This window comes from Actinokineospora auranticolor, from assembly GCF_041897805.1.
Classification (GTDB): Bacteria; Actinomycetota; Actinomycetes; order Mycobacteriales; family Pseudonocardiaceae; genus Actinokineospora; species Actinokineospora auranticolor.
Genome location: NZ_CP154825.1, coordinates 7,481,500 through 7,499,691, shown reverse-complemented (window position 1 = coordinate 7,499,691; position 18,192 = coordinate 7,481,500). Strand labels below are relative to the sequence as shown.

At 70.8% G+C, this 18,192-nt stretch carries 14 protein-coding genes; 10 read left to right on the top strand and 4 right to left on the bottom strand.

What is annotated here, in order from left to right; translation table 11 throughout:
- The first annotated feature begins 23 nt into the window (after positions 1-23).
- The gene (locus V5P93_RS32615) at positions 24-965 is read left to right on the top strand and encodes an ABC transporter substrate-binding protein (RefSeq protein WP_104478259.1); all 942 of its coding nucleotides are present in this window, start codon (positions 24-26) and stop codon (positions 963-965) included.
- Positions 966-1,013: 48 nt separating this feature from the next.
- On the opposite strand, the gene V5P93_RS32610 is transcribed toward V5P93_RS32615, so the two are convergent.
- Positions 1,014-1,745: an SDR family NAD(P)-dependent oxidoreductase gene (locus V5P93_RS32610; protein WP_104478260.1), complete on the bottom strand. Its 732-nt coding sequence runs from the start codon at positions 1,743-1,745 to the stop codon at positions 1,014-1,016.
- A 43-nt stretch (positions 1,746-1,788) separates the two neighbouring features.
- Positions 1,789-2,574 (bottom strand): IclR family transcriptional regulator, encoded by a 786-nt coding sequence (locus V5P93_RS32605; RefSeq protein ID WP_104478261.1) that lies wholly within the window; start codon positions 2,572-2,574, stop codon positions 1,789-1,791.
- Between the two features lie 212 nt (positions 2,575-2,786).
- Between V5P93_RS32605 and V5P93_RS32600 the strand changes: the two genes are divergently transcribed.
- The 4 genes from V5P93_RS32600 to V5P93_RS32585 are packed head-to-tail and all read left to right on the top strand — an operon-like array spanning position 2,787 to position 5,761.
- Positions 2,787-3,290 carry a SigE family RNA polymerase sigma factor gene (locus V5P93_RS32600; protein ID WP_104478262.1) on the top strand — a complete coding sequence of 168 codons (504 nt, stop codon included), beginning with the start codon at positions 2,787-2,789 and terminating at the stop codon, positions 3,288-3,290.
- On the top strand, positions 3,287-4,273 hold the full coding sequence (locus tag V5P93_RS32595) for a hypothetical protein (RefSeq protein WP_104478263.1): 987 nt from the start codon (positions 3,287-3,289) through the stop codon (positions 4,271-4,273). The genes V5P93_RS32600 and V5P93_RS32595 overlap by 4 nt, the downstream gene beginning before the upstream one ends.
- A 49-nt stretch (positions 4,274-4,322) precedes the next feature.
- The gene (locus tag V5P93_RS32590) at positions 4,323-4,832 is read left to right on the top strand and encodes a SigE family RNA polymerase sigma factor (RefSeq protein WP_104478264.1); all 510 of its coding nucleotides are present in this window, start codon (positions 4,323-4,325) and stop codon (positions 4,830-4,832) included.
- Complete coding sequence (locus V5P93_RS32585; protein WP_104478265.1) at positions 4,829-5,761, top strand: hypothetical protein; 933 nt, start codon at positions 4,829-4,831, stop codon at positions 5,759-5,761. Before V5P93_RS32590 ends, V5P93_RS32585 begins: the two co-directional genes overlap by 4 nt.
- Before the next feature lie 17 nt (positions 5,762-5,778).
- Here the strand turns inward: V5P93_RS32585 and V5P93_RS32580 are convergent, their stop codons facing one another.
- Positions 5,779-8,328 (bottom strand): NACHT domain-containing protein, encoded by a 2,550-nt coding sequence (locus V5P93_RS32580; protein WP_181043377.1) that lies wholly within the window; start codon positions 8,326-8,328, stop codon positions 5,779-5,781.
- Between the two features lie 255 nt (positions 8,329-8,583).
- On the opposite strand from V5P93_RS32580, the gene hutH reads away from it, so the two are divergent.
- The 5 genes from hutH (at position 8,584) to hutI (ending at position 15,539) form a co-directional block, all read left to right on the top strand.
- The gene (gene hutH / locus V5P93_RS32575; protein ID WP_104478267.1) at positions 8,584-10,110 is read left to right on the top strand and encodes a histidine ammonia-lyase; all 1,527 of its coding nucleotides are present in this window, start codon (positions 8,584-8,586) and stop codon (positions 10,108-10,110) included.
- On the top strand, positions 10,107-11,768 hold the full coding sequence (gene hutU / locus V5P93_RS32570; protein ID WP_104478268.1) for a urocanate hydratase: 1,662 nt from the start codon (positions 10,107-10,109) through the stop codon (positions 11,766-11,768). Before hutH ends, hutU begins: the two co-directional genes overlap by 4 nt.
- Entirely contained in the window at positions 11,765-12,955 is a 1,191-nt protein-coding gene (locus tag V5P93_RS32565; RefSeq protein ID WP_104478269.1) for an allantoate amidohydrolase, read from the top strand. The genes hutU and V5P93_RS32565 overlap by 4 nt, the downstream gene beginning before the upstream one ends.
- Positions 12,956-12,995: 40 nt before the next feature.
- Positions 12,996-14,276, top strand: coding sequence for a formimidoylglutamate deiminase (locus V5P93_RS32560; RefSeq protein WP_104478270.1), 1,281 nt, complete (start codon positions 12,996-12,998; stop codon positions 14,274-14,276).
- A 105-nt stretch (positions 14,277-14,381) separates the two neighbouring features.
- Positions 14,382-15,539, top strand: a complete 1,158-nt coding sequence (gene hutI / locus V5P93_RS32555) for an imidazolonepropionase (protein ID WP_104478271.1) — start codon at positions 14,382-14,384, stop codon at positions 15,537-15,539.
- On the opposite strand, the gene V5P93_RS32550 is transcribed toward hutI, so the two are convergent.
- Positions 15,487-18,105 carry an NACHT domain-containing NTPase gene (locus V5P93_RS32550; protein WP_104478272.1) on the bottom strand — a complete coding sequence of 873 codons (2,619 nt, stop codon included), beginning with the start codon at positions 18,103-18,105 and terminating at the stop codon, positions 15,487-15,489. The two genes, hutI and V5P93_RS32550, sit on opposite strands and share 53 nt — an antisense overlap.
- Positions 18,106-18,192: the final 87 nt, after the last annotated feature.

Sequence of the window (18,192 nt, the reverse complement as noted above, 5' to 3'; positions counted from 1 at the left end):
ACGAAAATGAGGAGACTCCCTCGATGAAACGCGTACTCACCGGGCTGGCGGGTGTCGTCGCCGCCGCACTGACCCTGACCGCGTGCGGGGGCTCGTCCGACCCGCTCGCCCAGCCGCAGCCCACCACCGGCGCGGCCACGACGACCACGGGCGCCCCGGCGTCGACGGACACCGTGGTGATCGGCTCGGCCAACTTCCCGGAGAGCACCCTGATCGCCGAGATCTACGCGGGCGCGCTGGAGGCCAAGGGCGTCAAGGTCAGCAAGAAGCTCAACATCGGCAGCCGGGAGACCTACTACCTGGGTCTGCAGGACGGCTCGATCGACCTGATCCCGGAGTACACCGGCGTCCTGCTCACCCACGTGGACAAGACGGCCAAGGCCACCGAGGCCGACGAGGTCTACGCGGCGCTGCAGAAGGCGCTGCCGGAGAAGCTGACCGTCCTGGAGAAGTCCGACGCCGAGGACAAGGACGCGGTCGTGGTCACCAAGCAGACCGCGGACTCCTTGAAGCTCAAGACGATCGAGGACCTGGCCAAGGCGGGCCCGGTCGTGATCGGTGGCCCGCCGGAGTTCCAGAAGCGCGCGGACGGCCTGCCGGGGCTGAAGGAGACCTACAACCTGGAGGCCAAGGAGTTCAAGCCGCTGGACGTGGGTGGCCCGCTGACCGTCGACGCGCTCAAGACCGGCGCGGTCCAGGCGGCCGACCTGTTCACCACCGACCCGGCGATCGCCGCGAACGACTTCGTGGTGCTGGAAGACCCCAAGTCCAACTTCGCCGCGCAGAACGTGGTCCCGCTGATCAACAAGGCCAAGGCGACCGACACCGTCAAGCAGGTGCTCAACGCCGTCGCGGCCAAGCTGACCACCGAGACGCTGATCGAGCTGAACGGCAAGCTCAGCGCGCCGGACAAGCCGGACGCCGCCAAGGTCGCCAAGGAGTGGCTGGCCAAGGCCGGTATCTGACGTACTTGACGCCGAGTGCCCCCTGGGTTCCCAGGGGGCACTCGGCGTTTACCTGCCCAGTCCCGCGCCGCCGTTGACCTGGACGATCTGCGCGGTGACGTGTCCGGCACCGGGGGAGAGCAGCCAGGAAACGGTGTCGGCGACGTCGCTCGGCGTGCCGACGCGCTTGTTCGAGGTCTGCGCGATCAGGGTCTGCTCGCGCTCGGTGGTGAGGGTGTCGCCGAAGAACTCCGTCTCGGCGATGTAGCCGGGCGCCACCACGTTGACGGTGATTCCCTTCGGCCCCAAGGCGGAGGCCAAGTCGTAGGCGTACGGGTGCAGGGCGGCCTTGGCGCCCGCGTAGGAACCCGAGCCGGACCCGCGGTGGGCGGCGATCGAGCTGACCAGCACCACGCGACCGTTGTCGGCGATGTGCTCGCGCAGGCCCTCGACGAGCAGCGCGGCGGTGAGGGTGTTGAGGCGGAAGTTCTCGGTCCAGGTCCAGGCGACGCCCGCCAACCCCTCGGGCGGGGTGTGCTGCCGCAGCGCGTTGCCGCCCGCGGCGGCCACGATCCCGTCGACCCGCTCGTAGCGCCGCGCGATCTCCGCGCTCAGCCGCGTCACCTCGTCCGGCTCCGCCAGGTCCGCCGCGATGGCCTCCGCCCCGATCTCCTCCGCCGCCGCGGCCAGCACCTCCGGCCGCCGCCCGACGATCACCGCCCGGTCACCCGTCGCGACAACCCGTTCGGCCACCGCCCGCCCGATCCCCGTACCCCCACCACTGACAACCACGGTGCGCATGCCGCCAACCTATCCAGTCGGCCCCCACCGCGGGCGAACCATTTCAAGCCCCGGTGAAGCCCCGGGCGCCGAGCCTGCCGCCGAGTTCCGCGGCGGCCTGGGAGGTCGCCGCGGCCAGGTCTGCCCACAACTCCCCGCACTCCACCGCGCACTCGTGGCGGAACGTCGAGCTGATCGCGGCCACCGGGTGGCCGACGTGGTTGGGCACCACCACCGCGACCGAGGCGAGACCGGGCGTCACGTAGCCGTCCTCCACCGCCCACCCCCGGCGCTTCTCCTTGGCCAGCAGCCCGCGCAGCGCGGGCAGGTGCGCGGGCCCGCGGCCGGTCCGGTCGATGAACGACTCCCGGTTCGGGAACAGCGCCCGCACCTGGGCGGCGGGCAGGTGCGCCAGCATCGCCCGACCCGACGCGGGCAGGTGCGCGGGCAGCCGCACGCCGACGTCCGTCACGGTGTCCGCGAAGCCGGGGTGCTCCCGCAGCAGGTACAGCGCCTCCCGCCCGTGCAGCACGCCGAGGTGCGCGGTGTGCCCGGTCCGCTGGACCAGCCGCTTGAGGATCGGCCGGGCCAGCCGCTCCAGCGGGTCGTGGCGCAGGTACGCCGACCCCAGCTCGAACGCCGCCACCCCCAGGGCGTAGCGGCGGTCCTCGGGCAGGTGCGTGACGAAACCGGCGTCGGCCAGCTCCGACAGCAGGTGGTAGACGGTGGAGCGCGGCAGGTCCAGTTCGCGGGCGACGGCCGCCGCCGCCACCGGCCCGGCCTTCCCGGCGAGCAGGCGCAGCACGGCCAGTCCCCGGCGCAGTGCCGGGACGTCGCTGCTGTCACCCATATGTCGCAGCGTACGGACTCAACAAGCGGCCGTCCGGGCGCGTTGAAGGGGCGGCACGAGAAGGGGGTGTCGTGGGTGGACAGGCTGGGGGTCTCGCCCACCCGCGACACCTACCGGGCGCGCGTCGTCCGTCGAGCGGCAGGGGGCAGGCCATAGACACCGCCGATCCGCACGCCCCGGTGCGCTGCGCCGAGCGGCCCCGGGGGCGGCCGATGGCGTTCGAGGAGTTCCTGGCCGAGCGGTTGGCACCACTGCTGCGCTACGCCACCACCCTGACCTGCGACCCGCACCAGGCCCAGGACATCGTGCAGGACGTGCTGCTGCGCGCCCAGCAGCGGTGGACCGAGATCGCCCGCCTCGACCTGCCGTCGGCGTACGTGAAGCGGATGGTGACCAACGAGTTCCTGTCGTGGCGCCGCCGCCGTTGGACGCGGGACGTGTCGGTGCCGCACGGGGTCATGGTCGACCTGGTCGCCGCGTCCGCCGATCCGACTACGGCCGTGGACGACCGGGCGGTGCTGCTCGCGGGCATCGCGCGGCTGCCGCGCAAGCAACGCGCGGCGATCGTGCTGCGCTACTACGACAACCGCACCGACGCCGAGATCGCCGACGAACTGCGGTGCTCGGAGGGCACGGTGCGCAGCCACATCTCCCGGGCGGTGGACCGGCTGCGCGCCGACCTGGCCGCCGGGGCGTGCCGTGAGGAGGTGCGATGACCAAGGACGAGTTCGAGCGGTTCCTGCGCGAGACCCTGGCGCACCAGGCCGACCTCGCCCCGCGGCCGGACCGGGTGCTGGCCGGGTTCGCCTGCCGCCGCGCGCGCCCGGTGCAGCGCTGGCTGCCGCTGGTGGCCGCGGTGGCCGCCGTCGTGGTGCTGGCGCTGCTGGTCACCGCGCCGACGTGGACGGGCAGCCAGCCGGTGCCACCCGCGCACCAGGCCCCGGCGTCCACCGAGGTGGGGTGGGCGGACCCGCAGTGGCTACCGGAGGGCATGGCGGAGGTCGACCGGTCGCAGCGGGTGGACCGCGCGGTCGTGACCCGGGTGTGGCGGCGGGGCCCGGACTCGCCGACCGCGCCCCGGATCTCCCTGGTGATCAGCCGGGAAGGTGCCCCGAACGTGCTGCCCGAGCGGCACCGCACGGTCCAGTCCACACTGGTCGACGGGGTCTTCGTGGAGCACATCACGGGCGAGGACACGCCGGTCGAGGCGATCCGCTGGCACGGCTCGGGGCAACCGGTCTACCACCTGCTCGGGGTTGGTCTGGACAAGCCGTTGGCGACGCTGCTGAAGGTGTACCGGGGCCTGCGCTACGGCCCGCAGCCCGAGCTGTCCGCCGCGAGCCCGATCGGCACGCTGCCCGACGAGTACGTGCTGGAGACCCGCGGTGTGCGCGGCAGCGTCCCGGACGCGGTCGAGCCGTACGTCGTCGCGCGCCTGTTCGGGTCCGACGCGCTGGAGGTCGAGCGGCGGCGGTCACCGGCGTTCACCGACGGCGTGGAGCTGGGTCTGTCCGGCCGGTACCGCGCGCACACGGCGGGCGAGCACACGGTCGAGGAAGTCTCGTTGCCCGTCCCCGTCGGGTACGTGTACGTGCGGTACGAGACGGACCTGGGGCCGCTGGGCCAGGAGCGGTTGTTCCAGGTCGCCATGTGCGCGGAGATCCGCGGGCGCGAGCCGCGACCGTGGATCGGCAACTAGGGACGCCACAAACCCGGGCCCCCGCGCGTTGTCTGTCCGGAGGGGGCACATGCCGGACAGCTTCGAGGACTTCGCGCGGGCGCGCACCGGGGTCCTGTTGCGCTACGCCACGGCGCTGACCTGCGACCCGCACCAGGCGCAGGACGTCGTGCAGAACGTGCTGCTGCGCGCCCAGCAGCGGTGGGCGTCGATCTCCCGGCTGGAGGCACCGGTCGCCTACGTCAACCGGATGGTGACCAACGAGTTCCTGTCCTGGCGCCGCCGCCGGGCCGCGTCCGACGTGATGGTCCCGCACGGCGGCATGGAGGGGTTGAGCCCGCCGCTGGCCGACCCGACCCCGGCGGTCGACGAGCGGCAGGCGGTGTTCTCCGGCATCGCCCGGCTGCCCCGCAAGCAGCGGGCGGCGATCGTGCTGCGCTACTACGCCAACCAGACCTTCGCCGAGATCGCCGACGAACTCGGCTGCTCCGAGGCGACCGCGCGCAGCCACGTCTCCCGCGCCCTGGCCGCCCTGCGCGCCGACGCCGCCCGACTGGACCACGTCATGGAGACGCTGTGAGGACCGAAGAGTTCGAGGAACTGGTGCGCGACGCCGTGATCGAACACGCCGACCGCGCCCCGGACCCCGAGGCCACGGTGCGCCGCGTGCTGCGCGTCCGGCGGCGCAGGCCGGTCCTGGTGGCGGCGTCGGCCCTGGTGGTGGTGACCCTGGTGGTCGGCGCGCTGGCCTGGCGGGCGGCGGGCGGCGCGCGGACCTCGGTGGACCTGGCGGCGCCGCCGGGGCGGGGCTGGGCGGTGTCGTGGGGCCTGGCTTGGCTGCCCTCGGGGTTCGTCGAGGACAACCGCTCGGTGACCGTCGACGGGCGGACGGTCAGCCGGAACTGGGTGTCGGGGGAGGCGCGGCTGTCGCTGCGGGTCTCCGTGGTCGACGGCACCGAGACCGACCACGTGGAACCGGGCAGCGACGACCAGGTCGACGTCAACGGCCGACCGGGTCTCCGCGACGGCGACGACACCCGCGCCAAGGTCGTCTGGTTCCACGACGCCACGACGAGGTTCGAGGTGCTCGCGTCCCACCTGGAGCGGCCCCGCGACGTCGTGGTCCGCGTCGCCCGGTCGGTGGTGCCGCAGCCGCAGGACCCGCTCGTGGTGGCGGCGGAGTTCGGCACCCTCCCGGCGGGGGCTGGTCCGGTCGCGCTGGGGGTCGGCCGGACCAGCGCGGGCCCGTCGACCTTCCTGACCGCGGTCCTCCCGGGCGACGGATTCCTGGACGTGGAGCTGACCCCGGCGAAACCGGACCTCGACGGCGAACGGGTGTTGGTGTTGGGCGTCCCGGGAACGTACTCGAAGGAGAAAGGCACCCTCACAGTCCCAGCCAACGGGCGGTGGCTGGAGGTGTACGCGGAGGGCGAAATCAGCCTGCCCGACCTCGTCGCGGTCGCCGAAACCGTCCGCATCGCCCCCGCCGACGCCCGCTGGGCCGAGTGAGTGGCCAGGCGGCTCGCTCATTTTAGATTGTTTTCGAAAAACCTTTCAAGATCGATGCTCAGTCGCTTCTTGTCGACCATGTCCATCAGAGCGCGGCGGCCGGTTTGGGTGGCCCTGAGGAGGTCGCTACCCGAGCCCGCCTTCCGCTCGCACAGGTCCAGGCCGAGCAGGAAGGAGACGAACTTCTTCGCCAGCGGGATGTTCTTTCCCGCGGTTCCCCGTTGTTCGACACCTCGACGTTGCCGCCAGCTCTCGTCCAGCAGGACTCGGCCGATTTTGAGGCAGACTTCAAACCCGGAGTGGCCGCAGTACAGGTAGTAGGGGTCGACGGTGTCTGTGGCGGCCCCCAGCATCTTCAGGTAGCCGATCAACTCGAAGCCTTCCAGGATGCGGATGTCGCCGGTGATCCGCACGATTCCCGTGGAGTCGAGGTCCAGGTCGCGGAAGTCCGCGTCCGCGCAGGTGATCCCCGTGAGGTCGCAGTCGAGCAGGAGGGCCTTTTCGAAGCGTGTGTCGGTGAGGTTCGAGTTCGCGAAGATGCAACCGTCGAAGGCGGCGTCCGTGAAGTTGCTCCCGGTGAGGTCGACATCCGAGAAGTCGACCTCGACGAACTCGGCCCGGCTCGCGTTGAGCGCGTAGCGAGAATCGCCGACCTCGCTGTGGAAACTCATGTTGGAGATCGCGCTGCCTGCCATATCGAGTCCGGTGCCGATCAGGTGGGATAGGTGCCCAGCTGATCCTTCGGTCGGGCGTCGCACTATTGACGCCCACAGTAGGGGGAGCATCCGGTCCAGCCCGGGCGTCGTTGCTCGCGCGGGCCACAACGACGAGAATCTCGCTGTGGCGGCTTCCAGTGTTTTAGGGGGAATTGAGCGGGCGAACAGGATCATCGAATCCGTGATCTGAACTCTCCTGCTTTCGATCTTTCCAGAGATGAGAGAGTCTACTAGTTGTCGAAGCAGCAAGAACTCGCGAAGCGAGTTGTGGGAGAATTGCCAGCCGTACTGGTCGCCATCTTCGGAGCGGGTCAGGGTCGATGACGACCTCAGATCCTCGAACAATAGGTCTTCGGCATCCGTGATACCTTCGGCGCGCTTCTTCGCGAGCTTGCTTTCGAACATTTTTCGGACAAGCTTCCGGAAGGTATCTTCGTTCAATGATTTCGCCTGGATGACGGTCGACTCGATTGCCAGCGCCTGTAAGAACTCTCGCCGTTCGATGGTCATGAGTTCTGGTGTGCGAGCGAGGTCGCGGTTCATCAACTTTTCCACGATCAGTGTGTAGATATCCCACTCGGTCAATTCGAGGTGGGAGTCCAGGTCATCGCTCTTCTTCAGTTCATCCACGACTTCGAGCAGGTAGGTTACGATCACGGGCTTGCCGGATAGTGATACCGACCGACCCTCCTCGGTCCGGGAAACTCGCTTGAGAATGCTGACAACCGCTTCCGCGCCGCGCGGGTCTTCCGAGAGTCGACGATTGACCAATTCGATCGTTTGCTCTTCGCTGAGATCTCTGAGATGCCGCTCTGTGCGGTTGAATACGAATTGTTGAAGAAGGCGATCCACAACCCGCTCGCTTTCCATCGCATCTCGATCGGCGGGTGCCAAGACGATGGACTGCGTGGATATCCTCTTGTAGAGTACTTCGAAAACGCGCAGTTCCTCGGCCTCGGTGAAGTAGTTCGGGCGGCTGGTGATTATTCCCCGGGCGCCTGCGCTGGCCAGGTCGGCAAGAGCTTCCAGGCATGCCCGGCGTTCTCGGACATTCAAGAACTGGGCCATTTCGTCGTACCCGTCGAGTAGCAGTATCACGCGACCGTCCGCGATCATGCTCTCCACGAAGGAGACGGACAGGTGGCCAAGTTCATTTCTGTCCAGAAAGTGGTGCAGCAGGCCGCGCGCATCGAACTGCTTGACGAACGACTTCAACTCAATTCTGAATGGAATCCGAGTCTTGCCGCCTTGTCGGTAGCTTTCTGTCCACCGCCGTTGCAGTACCTTGGTGAGCGCGGTCTTTCCGGTTCCGTATTCTCCCACCAGGATTGTCCACCTCGACTTGGGTGTCTCTTCCATCAACCAGGAGGTGAGGTACTCGGTGGCAAAGTCCCTGCCGTGCTCGTCTTCGAAATGTGGCTCTTCGTACACCGCGTCCAGTTCGCGCAGCTCTTTGGCGAGCCTTGACCCGTTGAGCACGTGCTCCAAATAGGGGTCAGTGCGTTCGAATTTGCGCAGCAATTCTTCGTAGGTAAGGGTCAGGATGCCGATCTCTTGGGCTCGTTCGCGAACGCCTGCGGTGAATCCGGTCGCCGACACGATCAGGCGTTGCGCCCCGGGTGACGTGAACATGGATAGTTTGGTCAGGTCTTTCCCGTACTTGGTCACATCGACGTGCTGAATCGTGGCTTCGATGTACACTTTCTGTTCGGAAAAACCGGACAATTGTGTCGCTATGAGGTCCACCTCGGCGCCGTGAATCTCAACGGGACCGGTTACGGAATATCCGTTAGCTTCAAACAGCCACCTGACGGCATTGGGGAAGGTGTGTTCGGTGAAGGCGTTGTTCATGTGAGGTTGCCCCTTCATGCAGCGGCGTCGCGGTGTGCATGGGAGTCGTTCGGAGAACCGGGTTTGTTTCGCGCTCTCGTGTCGATTCGCCAGTTCCCGACAGCGAGTGCCGTAGGTGCGGCGAGCCCTGGGGTGGGCCACACGAGGCACGTCGCTCACCGGGGTGAACACGGAGCGGGACAGTCGTCTGGAACCCCAGACACCATCACCCGATCCCGGCTCGTGCGCTTGCCCTCCGCGAGGTGGGATGTGCACATGGAACCAGTACCCATCGACGGGGGGCCGCTGACCCGTGAGCAGGTAGTCGCGGTAGCGCGCGATGGCGCCGACGTAACCCTCACCGCGGCCGCGCTCGCCGGCGTGGCCGAGACGCGGGCGCACATCGAGCGCCTGGCCGACGCCGTCGAACCGACCTACGGGGTGTCCACCGGCTTCGGCGCCCTCGCCGTCCGCCACATCCCGGTCGAGAGCCGCGCCGCCTTGCAGCGATCCCTGATCCGGTCGCACGCCGCGGGCGCGGGCCCCGAGGTCGAGCCCGAAGTGGTGCGCGCGCTCATGCTCCTGCGCCTGCGCACCCTGGCCACCGGTCGCACCGGCGTCCGGCAGTCCACTGTGGAAACCCTGGCCGCCGTCCTCAACGCGGGCATCCTCCCGGTCGTGCACGAGTACGGTTCCCTCGGCTGCTCCGGCGACCTGGCTCCCCTCTCCGCCATCGCGCTGGCGCTCATGGGCGAGGGCCAGGTCCGGGTCAAGGGCCAGCTCAAGCCCGCCGCCGAGGCGCTGGCCGACGAGGGCGTCACCCCCGTCGAACTGGTCGAGAAAGAGGGCCTGGCCCTCATCAACGGCACCGACGGCATGCTCGGCATGCTGGTCCTCGCCCTGCGCGACCTGCGCGCCCTCCTCGACGTCGCCGACCTCACCGCCGCGATGAGCGTCGAAGCGCTCCTGGGCACCGACCGCGTCTTCAAACCCGAGCTGCACGCCCTGCGCCCGCACCCCGGCCAGGCCGAGTCCGCCGCCCGGATCGCCCGGTTCCTCGACGGCTCGGAGATCGTCGCCAGCCACCAGGGGCCGGAGTGCTCGCGCGTGCAGGACGCCTACTCGCTGCGCTGCGCGCCCCAGGTGCACGGCGCCGCCCGCGACACCGTCGGCTACGTCGAGACCGTCGCCGACCGCGAGCTGGCGTCGGCCATCGACAACCCCGTGGTCCTGCCCGACGGCCGGGTCGAGTCCAACGGCAACTTCCACGGCGCGCCCGTCGCATACGCCTTGGACTTCCTCGCCATCCCGGTCGCGGACGTGGCGAGCATGGCCGAGCGGCGCACCGACCGGATGCTCGACGTGGCCCGCTCCGACGGCCTGCCGCCGTTCCTCGCGCACGACCCCGGCGTCGACTCCGGGCACATGATCGCCCAGTACACCCAGGCCGCCGTGGTCTCGGAGCTCAAGCGGCTGGCCGTGCCCGCGTCGGTCGACTCCATCCCCAGCTCGGCCATGCAGGAGGACCACGTCTCCATGGGCTGGTCGGCCGCGCGCAAGCTGCGCAAGGCGGTCGACGGGCTCACCACGGTCCTCGCCGTCGAACTGCTCACCGCCGCCCGCGCGCTCGACCTGCGGGCACCGCTGACCCCGGCCCCCGCGACCGCCGCCGCCGTGGCCGCGCTGCGCGCGCACGTGCCCGGTCCCGGACCCGACCGGCACCTCGCGCCCGAGATCGCGGCGGCGGAAGAGCTCATCCGATCCGGCGCGCTGCTGGCCGCCGTGGACAGGAGGACCCCATGAGCACCCCCGGACCCCGGCCCGTGCGCGCCGCCCGCGGCAACACCCTCACCGCGCGGAACTGGCAGACCGAGGCCGCGCTGCGGATGTTCCACAACAACCTCGACGCCGAGGTCGCCGAGCGGCCCGACGACCTGGTCGTCTACGGCGGCACCGGCAAGGCCGCGCGCAACTGGGCCAGCTTCGACGCGATCACCCGCGAGCTGACCGACCTCAGCGAGGACGAGACGCTGCTGGTGCAGTCCGGCAAGCCGGTCGGCGTGGTGCGCACGCACGAGTGGGCACCCCGGGTGCTGATCGCGAACTCCAACCTGGTCGGCGACTGGGCCACCTGGCCCGAGTTCCGCCGCCTGGAAGCCGCGGGCCTCACCATGTACGGGCAGATGACCGCCGGTTCGTGGATCTACATCGGCACCCAGGGCATCCTCCAGGGCACCTACGAGACCTTCGCCGCCGTCGCCGCCAAGCGCTTCGGCGGCACCCTGCGCGGCACCCTCACCCTCACCGCCGGGCTCGGCGGCATGGGCGGCGCGCAGCCGCTCGCGGTCACCATGAACGACGGTGTCGCGCTGTGCGTCGAGGTCGACCCGGTCCGCGCCCGCCGCCGCGTCGAGACCCGCTACCTCGACGAGCTCGCCGACGACCTGGACGACGCCATCGCCCGCGTCGAACGCGCCAAGCGCGAGGGCGAGGCGCTCTCGGTCGGCGTCATCGGCAACGCCGCCGAGGTCGTGCCCGAGCTGCTGCGGCGCGGCGTCGAGATCGACATCGTCACCGACCAGACGTCCGCGCACGACCCGCTGGCGTATCTCCCGCGCGGCGTCGACCTCGACGACTGGGCGGACTACGCGGCCAAGAAGCCCGACGAGTTCACCGACCGCTCCCGCGACTCGATGGCCGAGCACGTCGAGGCCATGGTCGGCTTCCTCGACGCGGGCGCCGAGGTCTTCGACTACGGCAACTCCATCCGCGGCGAGGCCAAGCTGGGCGGCTACGACCGCGCCTTCGACTTCCCCGGCTTCGTCCCCGCCTACATCCGGCCGCTGTTCTGCGAGGGCAAGGGCCCGTTCCGCTGGGCCGCGCTCTCCGGCGACCCCGCGGACATCGCCGCGACCGACCGGGCGATCCTGGACCTGTTCCCGGAGAACGAATCCCTCGCCCGCTGGATCCGCATGGCGCGCGACCGCGTTGCCTTCCAAGGACTCCCCGCGCGCATCTGCTGGCTCGGCTACGGCGAGCGGCACCTGGCGGGTCTGCGGTTCAACGAGATGGTCGCCAACGGTGAGATCTCCGCACCGGTCGTGATCGGCCGCGACCACCTCGACTGCGGCTCGGTCGCCTCCCCCTACCGGGAGACCGAGTCGATGGCCGACGGCTCCGACGCGATCGCCGACTGGCCGCTGCTCAACGCCCTGGTCAACACCGCGTCCGGGGCCAGCTGGGTGTCCATCCACCACGGCGGCGGTGTCGGCATCGGTCGCTCCATCCACGCGGGCCAGGTCACCGTGGCCGACGGCACCGCGCTGGCCGGGCAGAAGATCGAGCGGGTGCTCACCAACGACCCGGGCATGGGCGTGTTCCGGCACGTCGACGCCGGGTACGAGCGCGCGGACGAGGTCGCCGCCGAGCGCGGCGTCCGGATCCCGATGGCCCGCCCGTGACCGGCCTCGGCGACATCGCGGCGGTCGGCGCCGACCTGCGCCGCGGCGGCTTCTCCCGGCACGGTTACGACCGCGCCGAGCTGGAGCTGCGCGAGTGGTTCACGGCCGAGGCCGGGCGGCGCGGGCTGGACGTGGAGTGCGACGGCAACGGCAACCTGTGGGCCTGGTGGGGCGCGCCCGGCGACGGCGCGGTCATCACCGGCAGCCACCTGGACTCCGTGCCGGGCGGCGGCGCGTTCGACGGCCCGCTCGGTGTCGTGTCCGCGCTGGAGGCCGTGGATGTCCTGCGGGCCAAGGGGTTCACGCCCGGCAAGCCGTTCGCTGTCGTGGTGTTCGCCGAGGAGGAGGGCGGCCGGTTCGGCGTGGCCTGCCTGGGGTCGCGGCTGCTCACCGGGGCGATCACCCCGGAGGCCGCGCTTCGACTGTCCGATTCGGACGGTGTGACGCTGGCCGAGGCGATGCGCGCCGCGGGCTTGGACCCGGCGCGGGTCGGTCCGGACCAGCGGGCGCTGCGCCGGATCGGCACGTTCGTCGAACTGCACGTCGAGCAGGGCCGGGGGCTGGTCGACCTGGGTGCGCTGGTCGGTGTCGCGCGGTCGATCCTGGCGCACGGGCGGTGGCGGGTCACCGTGACCGGTGAGGGCAACCACGCGGGTGCCACGCTCATGGTCGACCGGCGCGACCCCATGGTGGCCGCCGCGCAGGTCGTGCTGGCCGCGCGCCGGGCCGGGTCGGCGGTCGAGGGGGCGCGCGCCACGGTCGGCAGGCTCGTGCCGAATCCCGGCGGCACCAACGTGATCCCGTCCAGCGTCGACCTCTGGCTGGACGCGCGGGCCGACGACGACGCCCGCACCCGCGCGGTCGTCGCCGAGATCACCGCCGCCGCCCAGGCCGCTGCGGCGGACGAGGGCTGCGCGGTCACGGTCACCGAAGAGTCCTATGGGGACACAGTGGTCTTCGACGCCGCGCTGCGGGACTCCGTGGCCGGGGTGCTCGGCGGCGTACCCGCGCTGCCGACCGGCGCGGGCCACGACGCGGGGATCCTCGCCGCGCACGTACCCACCGCCATGCTCTTCGTACGCAACCCGACCGGCATCAGTCACGCCCCCGCCGAGTTCGCCGAACCCGACGACTGCGCCGCGGGCACGCGCGCCTTGGCCGACGTGCTGGAGGAGCTGGCCCGATGAGCACTTCCCGGCGGGCGCCAGTCGATGTATCGGAGGCCCGATGACCGCGTACTGGTGCGCGTCCGCCTGGCTGCCTGCGGGCCTTGCCTCCGGTGTGCTCGTCGAGGTCGTCGGCGGCACAATCCAAAGTGTGTCCACTGTGGATCGACCGGCGGGCGCGGTGACGTTGCCCGGGGTCGTGTTCCCGGGCTTCGCCAACGCGCACTCGCACGCCTTCCACCGGGCGCTGCGGGGCCGCACCCACGGCGACGGCGGCACGTTCTGGACCTGGCGCACGCGGATGTACGAGCTGGCCGGGCGGCTCGACCCCGACTCGTACTTCCGCCTCGCCCGCGCCGCCTACGCCGAGATGGCCCTGGCCGGTATCACCTGCGTGGGCGAGTTCCACTACCTGCACCACACCCCCGGCGGCAAGCGCTACGCCGACCCGAACGCCATGGGACACGCGCTCGCCGAGGCCGCGCGCGAGGCGGGCATCCGGCTGACCCTGCTGGACACCTGCTACCTCGCGGGCGGCATCGGCGAACCCGTGTCCGGCGAGCAGGTCCGCTTCTCCGACGGCGACGTGTTGTCCTGGGCTGCCCGGGTGGCCGACCTGCGCCCGGGCCCGGGATTCCGCGTCGGCGCGGCGATCCACTCCGTGCGCGCGGTGCCCAGGGAGGCGCTGCCCGTGGTGGCCGGGTTCGACGGACCGGTCCACGCGCACCTGTCCGAGCAGCCCGCCGAGAACGAGGCGTGCCTGGCCGCTTACGGCCGCACACCGACCCAGCTCCTCGCCGACGCCGGTGCGCTGGGCGAGCGCCTCACCGCCGTGCACGCCACCCACCTGACCCCCGAGGACATCGCGCTCCTCGGCGGTTCCCGCACCGGCGCCTGCCTGTGCCCCACCACCGAGGCCGACCTGGCCGACGGCATCGGCCCGGCCCGCGAACTCGCCGACGCCGGGTCGCCGCTGTCGCTGGGCAGCGACCAGCACGCCGTGGTGGACATGCTGCTGGAGGCCCGCGCCCTCGAGCACGGCGAGCGCCTGCGCACCGGTCAGCGCGGCCGGTTCACCCCGGCTGAGCTGGTCGCGACCATGACCGCGCACGCGGCCATCGGCTGGCCGGAAGCGGGCCGGATCGAACCCGGCGCCCCCGCCGACCTGGTCGCCGTCCGACTCGACTCCCCCCGCACCGCGGGGAGCCTGCCCGAGCAGGCACTGCTCACCGCCACAGCGTCCGATGTGGACACAGTGGTGGTCGGTGGGCGGGTTGTGGTCAGCGGCGGCGCGCACGTCCTGGGCGATGTGGGCGCGTTGCTGGCGGCGGCCGTCGGATGATCTGGGAATCGGGTGATGCACCAGACCAGGTGTATTTCCCGCCCCTCGGGGTCCCGGGCGGATACCGTTCGTCTTGGACCGGTGGTGCGTGGAGCGGAGGCGTGGATGAGCGTGTTGGTGGCCAATGTCGGCGAGCTGACCACCAATGACGACGAGCTCGGGGTCCTGACCGACGCGGCGTTAGTGCTGGAGGGCGACCGCGTCGCCTGGGTCGGCCCCGCGGCGTTCGCACCCCCGACCGACACCCGCGTCGACGCGGGCGGTCGAGCGGCGCTGCCGGGGTGGGTGGACAGCCACACCCACCTGGTGTTCGCGGGCGACCGCACGGAGGAGTTCGGCGCCCGCATGGCGGGCAAGCCCTACCGCGCGGGCGGCATCGCCACCACGGTCTCCGCCACCCGGGCGGCAACCGACGACGACCTGCGCGAGGTGCTCCGCCGCCACGTGGCCGAAGCGGTGTCGATGGGGACGACGTACCTGGAGACCAAGACGGGCTACGGCCTGACGGTCGAGGACGAGGTTCGCTCGGCCCGCATAGCGGCGGAGTTCGTGGACGAGGTGACCTACCTCGGCGCACACCTGGTGCCCCCGGGCGCCGACCCCGACGAGTACGTCGAGTTGGCGTCGGGGGAGATGCTGGAGGCGGTGGCCCCACTGGTCCGCTGGGCGGACGTCTTCTGCGAGACGGGCGCGTTCGACGAGGCCCAGTCGCGGAAGGTCCTGGGCAGCGCCCGCAAACTCGGTCTTGGGCTACGCGTGCACGGCAACCAGCTGGGCCCCGGCCCGGGTGTGCGGCTGGCCGTGGAGATGGGTGCGGCGAGCGTGGACCACTGCACGTACCTGACGGACTCCGATGTGGACGCCCTGGCCAACTCCGACACGGTCGCCACCCTCCTCCCGGCCTGCGACCTCTCCACTCGCCAGCCCCTCCCCGACGCCAGGGCCCTCATCGACGCGGGCGCCACGATCGCGTTGGCGAGCAACTGCAACCCAGGCTCGTCGTACACGTCGTCCATGGCCTTCTGCGTAACCACGGCAGTACTGCAAATGCGCCTCTCCGTAGCCGAAGCCGTCCGCGCCGCCACCCTCGGCGGAGCCCGCGCCCTCCGCCGCGACGACATCGGGGTCCTGCGCGTCGGAGCCCGCGCGGACCTCCAGCTGCTCAACGCGCCGTCGGTCACCCACCTGGCCTACCGCCCGGGAATCCCGCTCACCTGGGCGGTGTGGAGGGCAGGCTCCCCGGTCCATCTACCGCGAGGATGAGCATCTCGGCGGGCGAGTTCCACCGCCGTTCGAGGTGGGTGATCCCGGCCGCGATCTCCCGAAGGTGGCTGCGGTGCAGCTCGGTCGGCGCGTCAGCGGCCATGGTCAAGGCCAAGAGCCGGATCCGCGCCGCCAACTCGGGTGATACCGGTTGTCCGGCGCACGGTCCGTCCAGGAGTCGCGACAACCTGTTGAACCAGTTCACACTGGCTTCCATCGAGGGGAACTCCGGTGATGGCGCGACGGCGGCCACCAGGGTGGGCATTCGTGTGACGGCGGTCCACGCCTCGGTGCGCCATACGGATCGGTCTGGCCTGACCAGCGCCTCGCCCGGTGTGCGCCACGGCCAGCCGTCGAGGCCGTCCGCCATCTCCGCGTTCCACGGCCCCTGCTCCGGGCGCCAGAACGGGGAGGTGTTGATGACTCGGCCCACCGGGCCAAGAAGCAGGTCCCGGATGTTCGGCTCGGTCCGGTTGGACACGAGACAACCGGAGTGGGGTCCGGGAACCCGGTACTGGACGAACACGCCTTGCGACGCCGTATCGGCTTGGCGGTAGCGGGTCCAGGCCCGGATGTACGGTGCCAGGTACCTGTTGAAGTCCTCCGTTACTCGCAGGGCCAACTCCTCGGCGGTGACCAGCGCGGGGTCGGCGGACTCCGGGTGGACACGGAACCGGTGGCTGTCCGGAGCCGAGGTCCAGAGTGCGGAGTCGCGCACTGCCGGTGGCATCGCCGGGTCGTCCAACTCGGCTGCGGTCGGCAGGCGCAGCGCGGTGTCGCAGATCTCGGAAAGCCACTCCGCGAAGGCCTCGCCACCCGCGCCCGACACGCCGCGCGCGGGTTCCTCGCCGCGACCGGCGATGTACTCCCAACGTCCCGTGTCGGCGAGGAAGAGCCGGTAGAGGTTGGCCGGGACCGGGCGCCGCCACAGCGTTGCCCCCGAGGCCGTGCGCACGCCCTCGCGGTCCAGGCGCGCGGTCAGCGCCCGCGCGATGATCTGCCGCCGCAGTCCGGCGTTCGGGTCGCGCGCGGCCGAGTCGACCAGTTCGCTCAGCTCCGCGCGCAGGTCCGCGGCCAGGTCCACACCTTCGGCCAGGCAGTCGAAAGCCAGGGCCAAGGCGTTGACCGACTGGGCCGCCAGGCACGCGGTGATGATCGGGTCCGCCTCCGACGACGCCGTGTAGAGCAAGATCGTCTCGCGCCACCACGGGTCGTCCACTTTGTACACCAGGACCGAGTCGACCAGGTTCTTCTCGCGGATGTGCGCGGCGGCCAGGTATTCCTGGAAGGTCAGGTGGGCGAAGGCGTACTGGTTCCGCTCCCACTCCACCAGGAGACCGTCCGAGATGACTTCACGGAAGTAGTCCTCGGCGCTGATCGGGGTCGACAGCCTGCGCAGTGATTCGGTGAACCTCGCGACAACGACCTGGTGGGGGAGTTGGCGGATGCCCTCGGACATCATCTTGAACGCGATGTCCCGCAGCAGCACCAACTTGTACGTGCTGTACCGGCCGACCGGGAGGCTCTTCGCCTTCTGCCGCTGCCACAGCATGACCTCGCAGATCTCCTGGTACAGATCCGCCCGCGACCCCGGCAGCGCGCCGCGGAAGCGGTGCACGGTGGCGATCATGGTGAGCAGCAGCGGGTTGACCGTGAGGTCGGTCAGGGACGGGGCCGCGTCGAGGCGCGAGAGGAGATCGGTGGCGTCGGCGTCGGCGCGAGCGCGCGCCTGGCTCGCCGTCTCGCCGTCGCCGGGTTGGATGAGGGCGGCGTACCAGCCGTGGACGAACGCGCGCACCTGGTCGGCGGTGAACGGGCGGACCTGGAGGACCTTGGCGCCGTCGACCGGCCCGTCGAGGTAGCCGAGCGGGCGGGAGGTGAGGACGAAGTCGTTCCCGGGGTACTGCCGGACCTGGCTGTCCACCCACGCCGACACCCGCACCCGGTCCTCGGACCGGGCCACCTCGTCCAGACCGTCGAACATGACCACGCAGCGGCCCGCGGCCAACTGCTTGTCGAACCACCCATCGGGCTCGCTCTCGGCCAGGGCACCCAGGCGGCCGCGAACCAACTCCGGCAGGTCGGTCCCCGCCAGCAGGTCCTTGACGTGGTCACGCAGGTAGAGCAGCACCGGGACCGGGCGGAATCGCCCCTTGGACCGGCAGATGTCCCGCGCGGTCTTGCGCAGCAGGGTCGTCTTGCCGCTGCCCGGGCCACCGAGGACCGCGAGGATCCGAGGCCGTTTCCCGTCGAGGAAGTTGTCGAAGGGGTGTCGATCGCCCGTCGGGACCCCGGCCACCAAGGCCGTGCCGACCTGCTGGGGCGCTCGGACCGTGACGCTGACGTCGATGTACCCGTCGTCGAAACCGATGCCGGAGTGGCCGAGCGTCTGCAGACCCTTGAGGTCGATGTAGCGCAGCGTGGTGAGCACGAACTCCCGGTACCGGAACTCGAACCCGCGCGGCGCGCGCTTGCGAGGGCGCACGACCCTCACGAGCATGGCGATGCCCGTGCCCGCGCCCAAAACGCCCACCGCGGCCACCAACACCTCGGCAATGCCCGCCACTCCGGCTCCGTTCGTTGATCTCCCCGGGGGTGTCGGTCGGGGCGGCGCCACCGTTTCTCCCCCTGAGCTGGAGCGACTCCGGGGTTA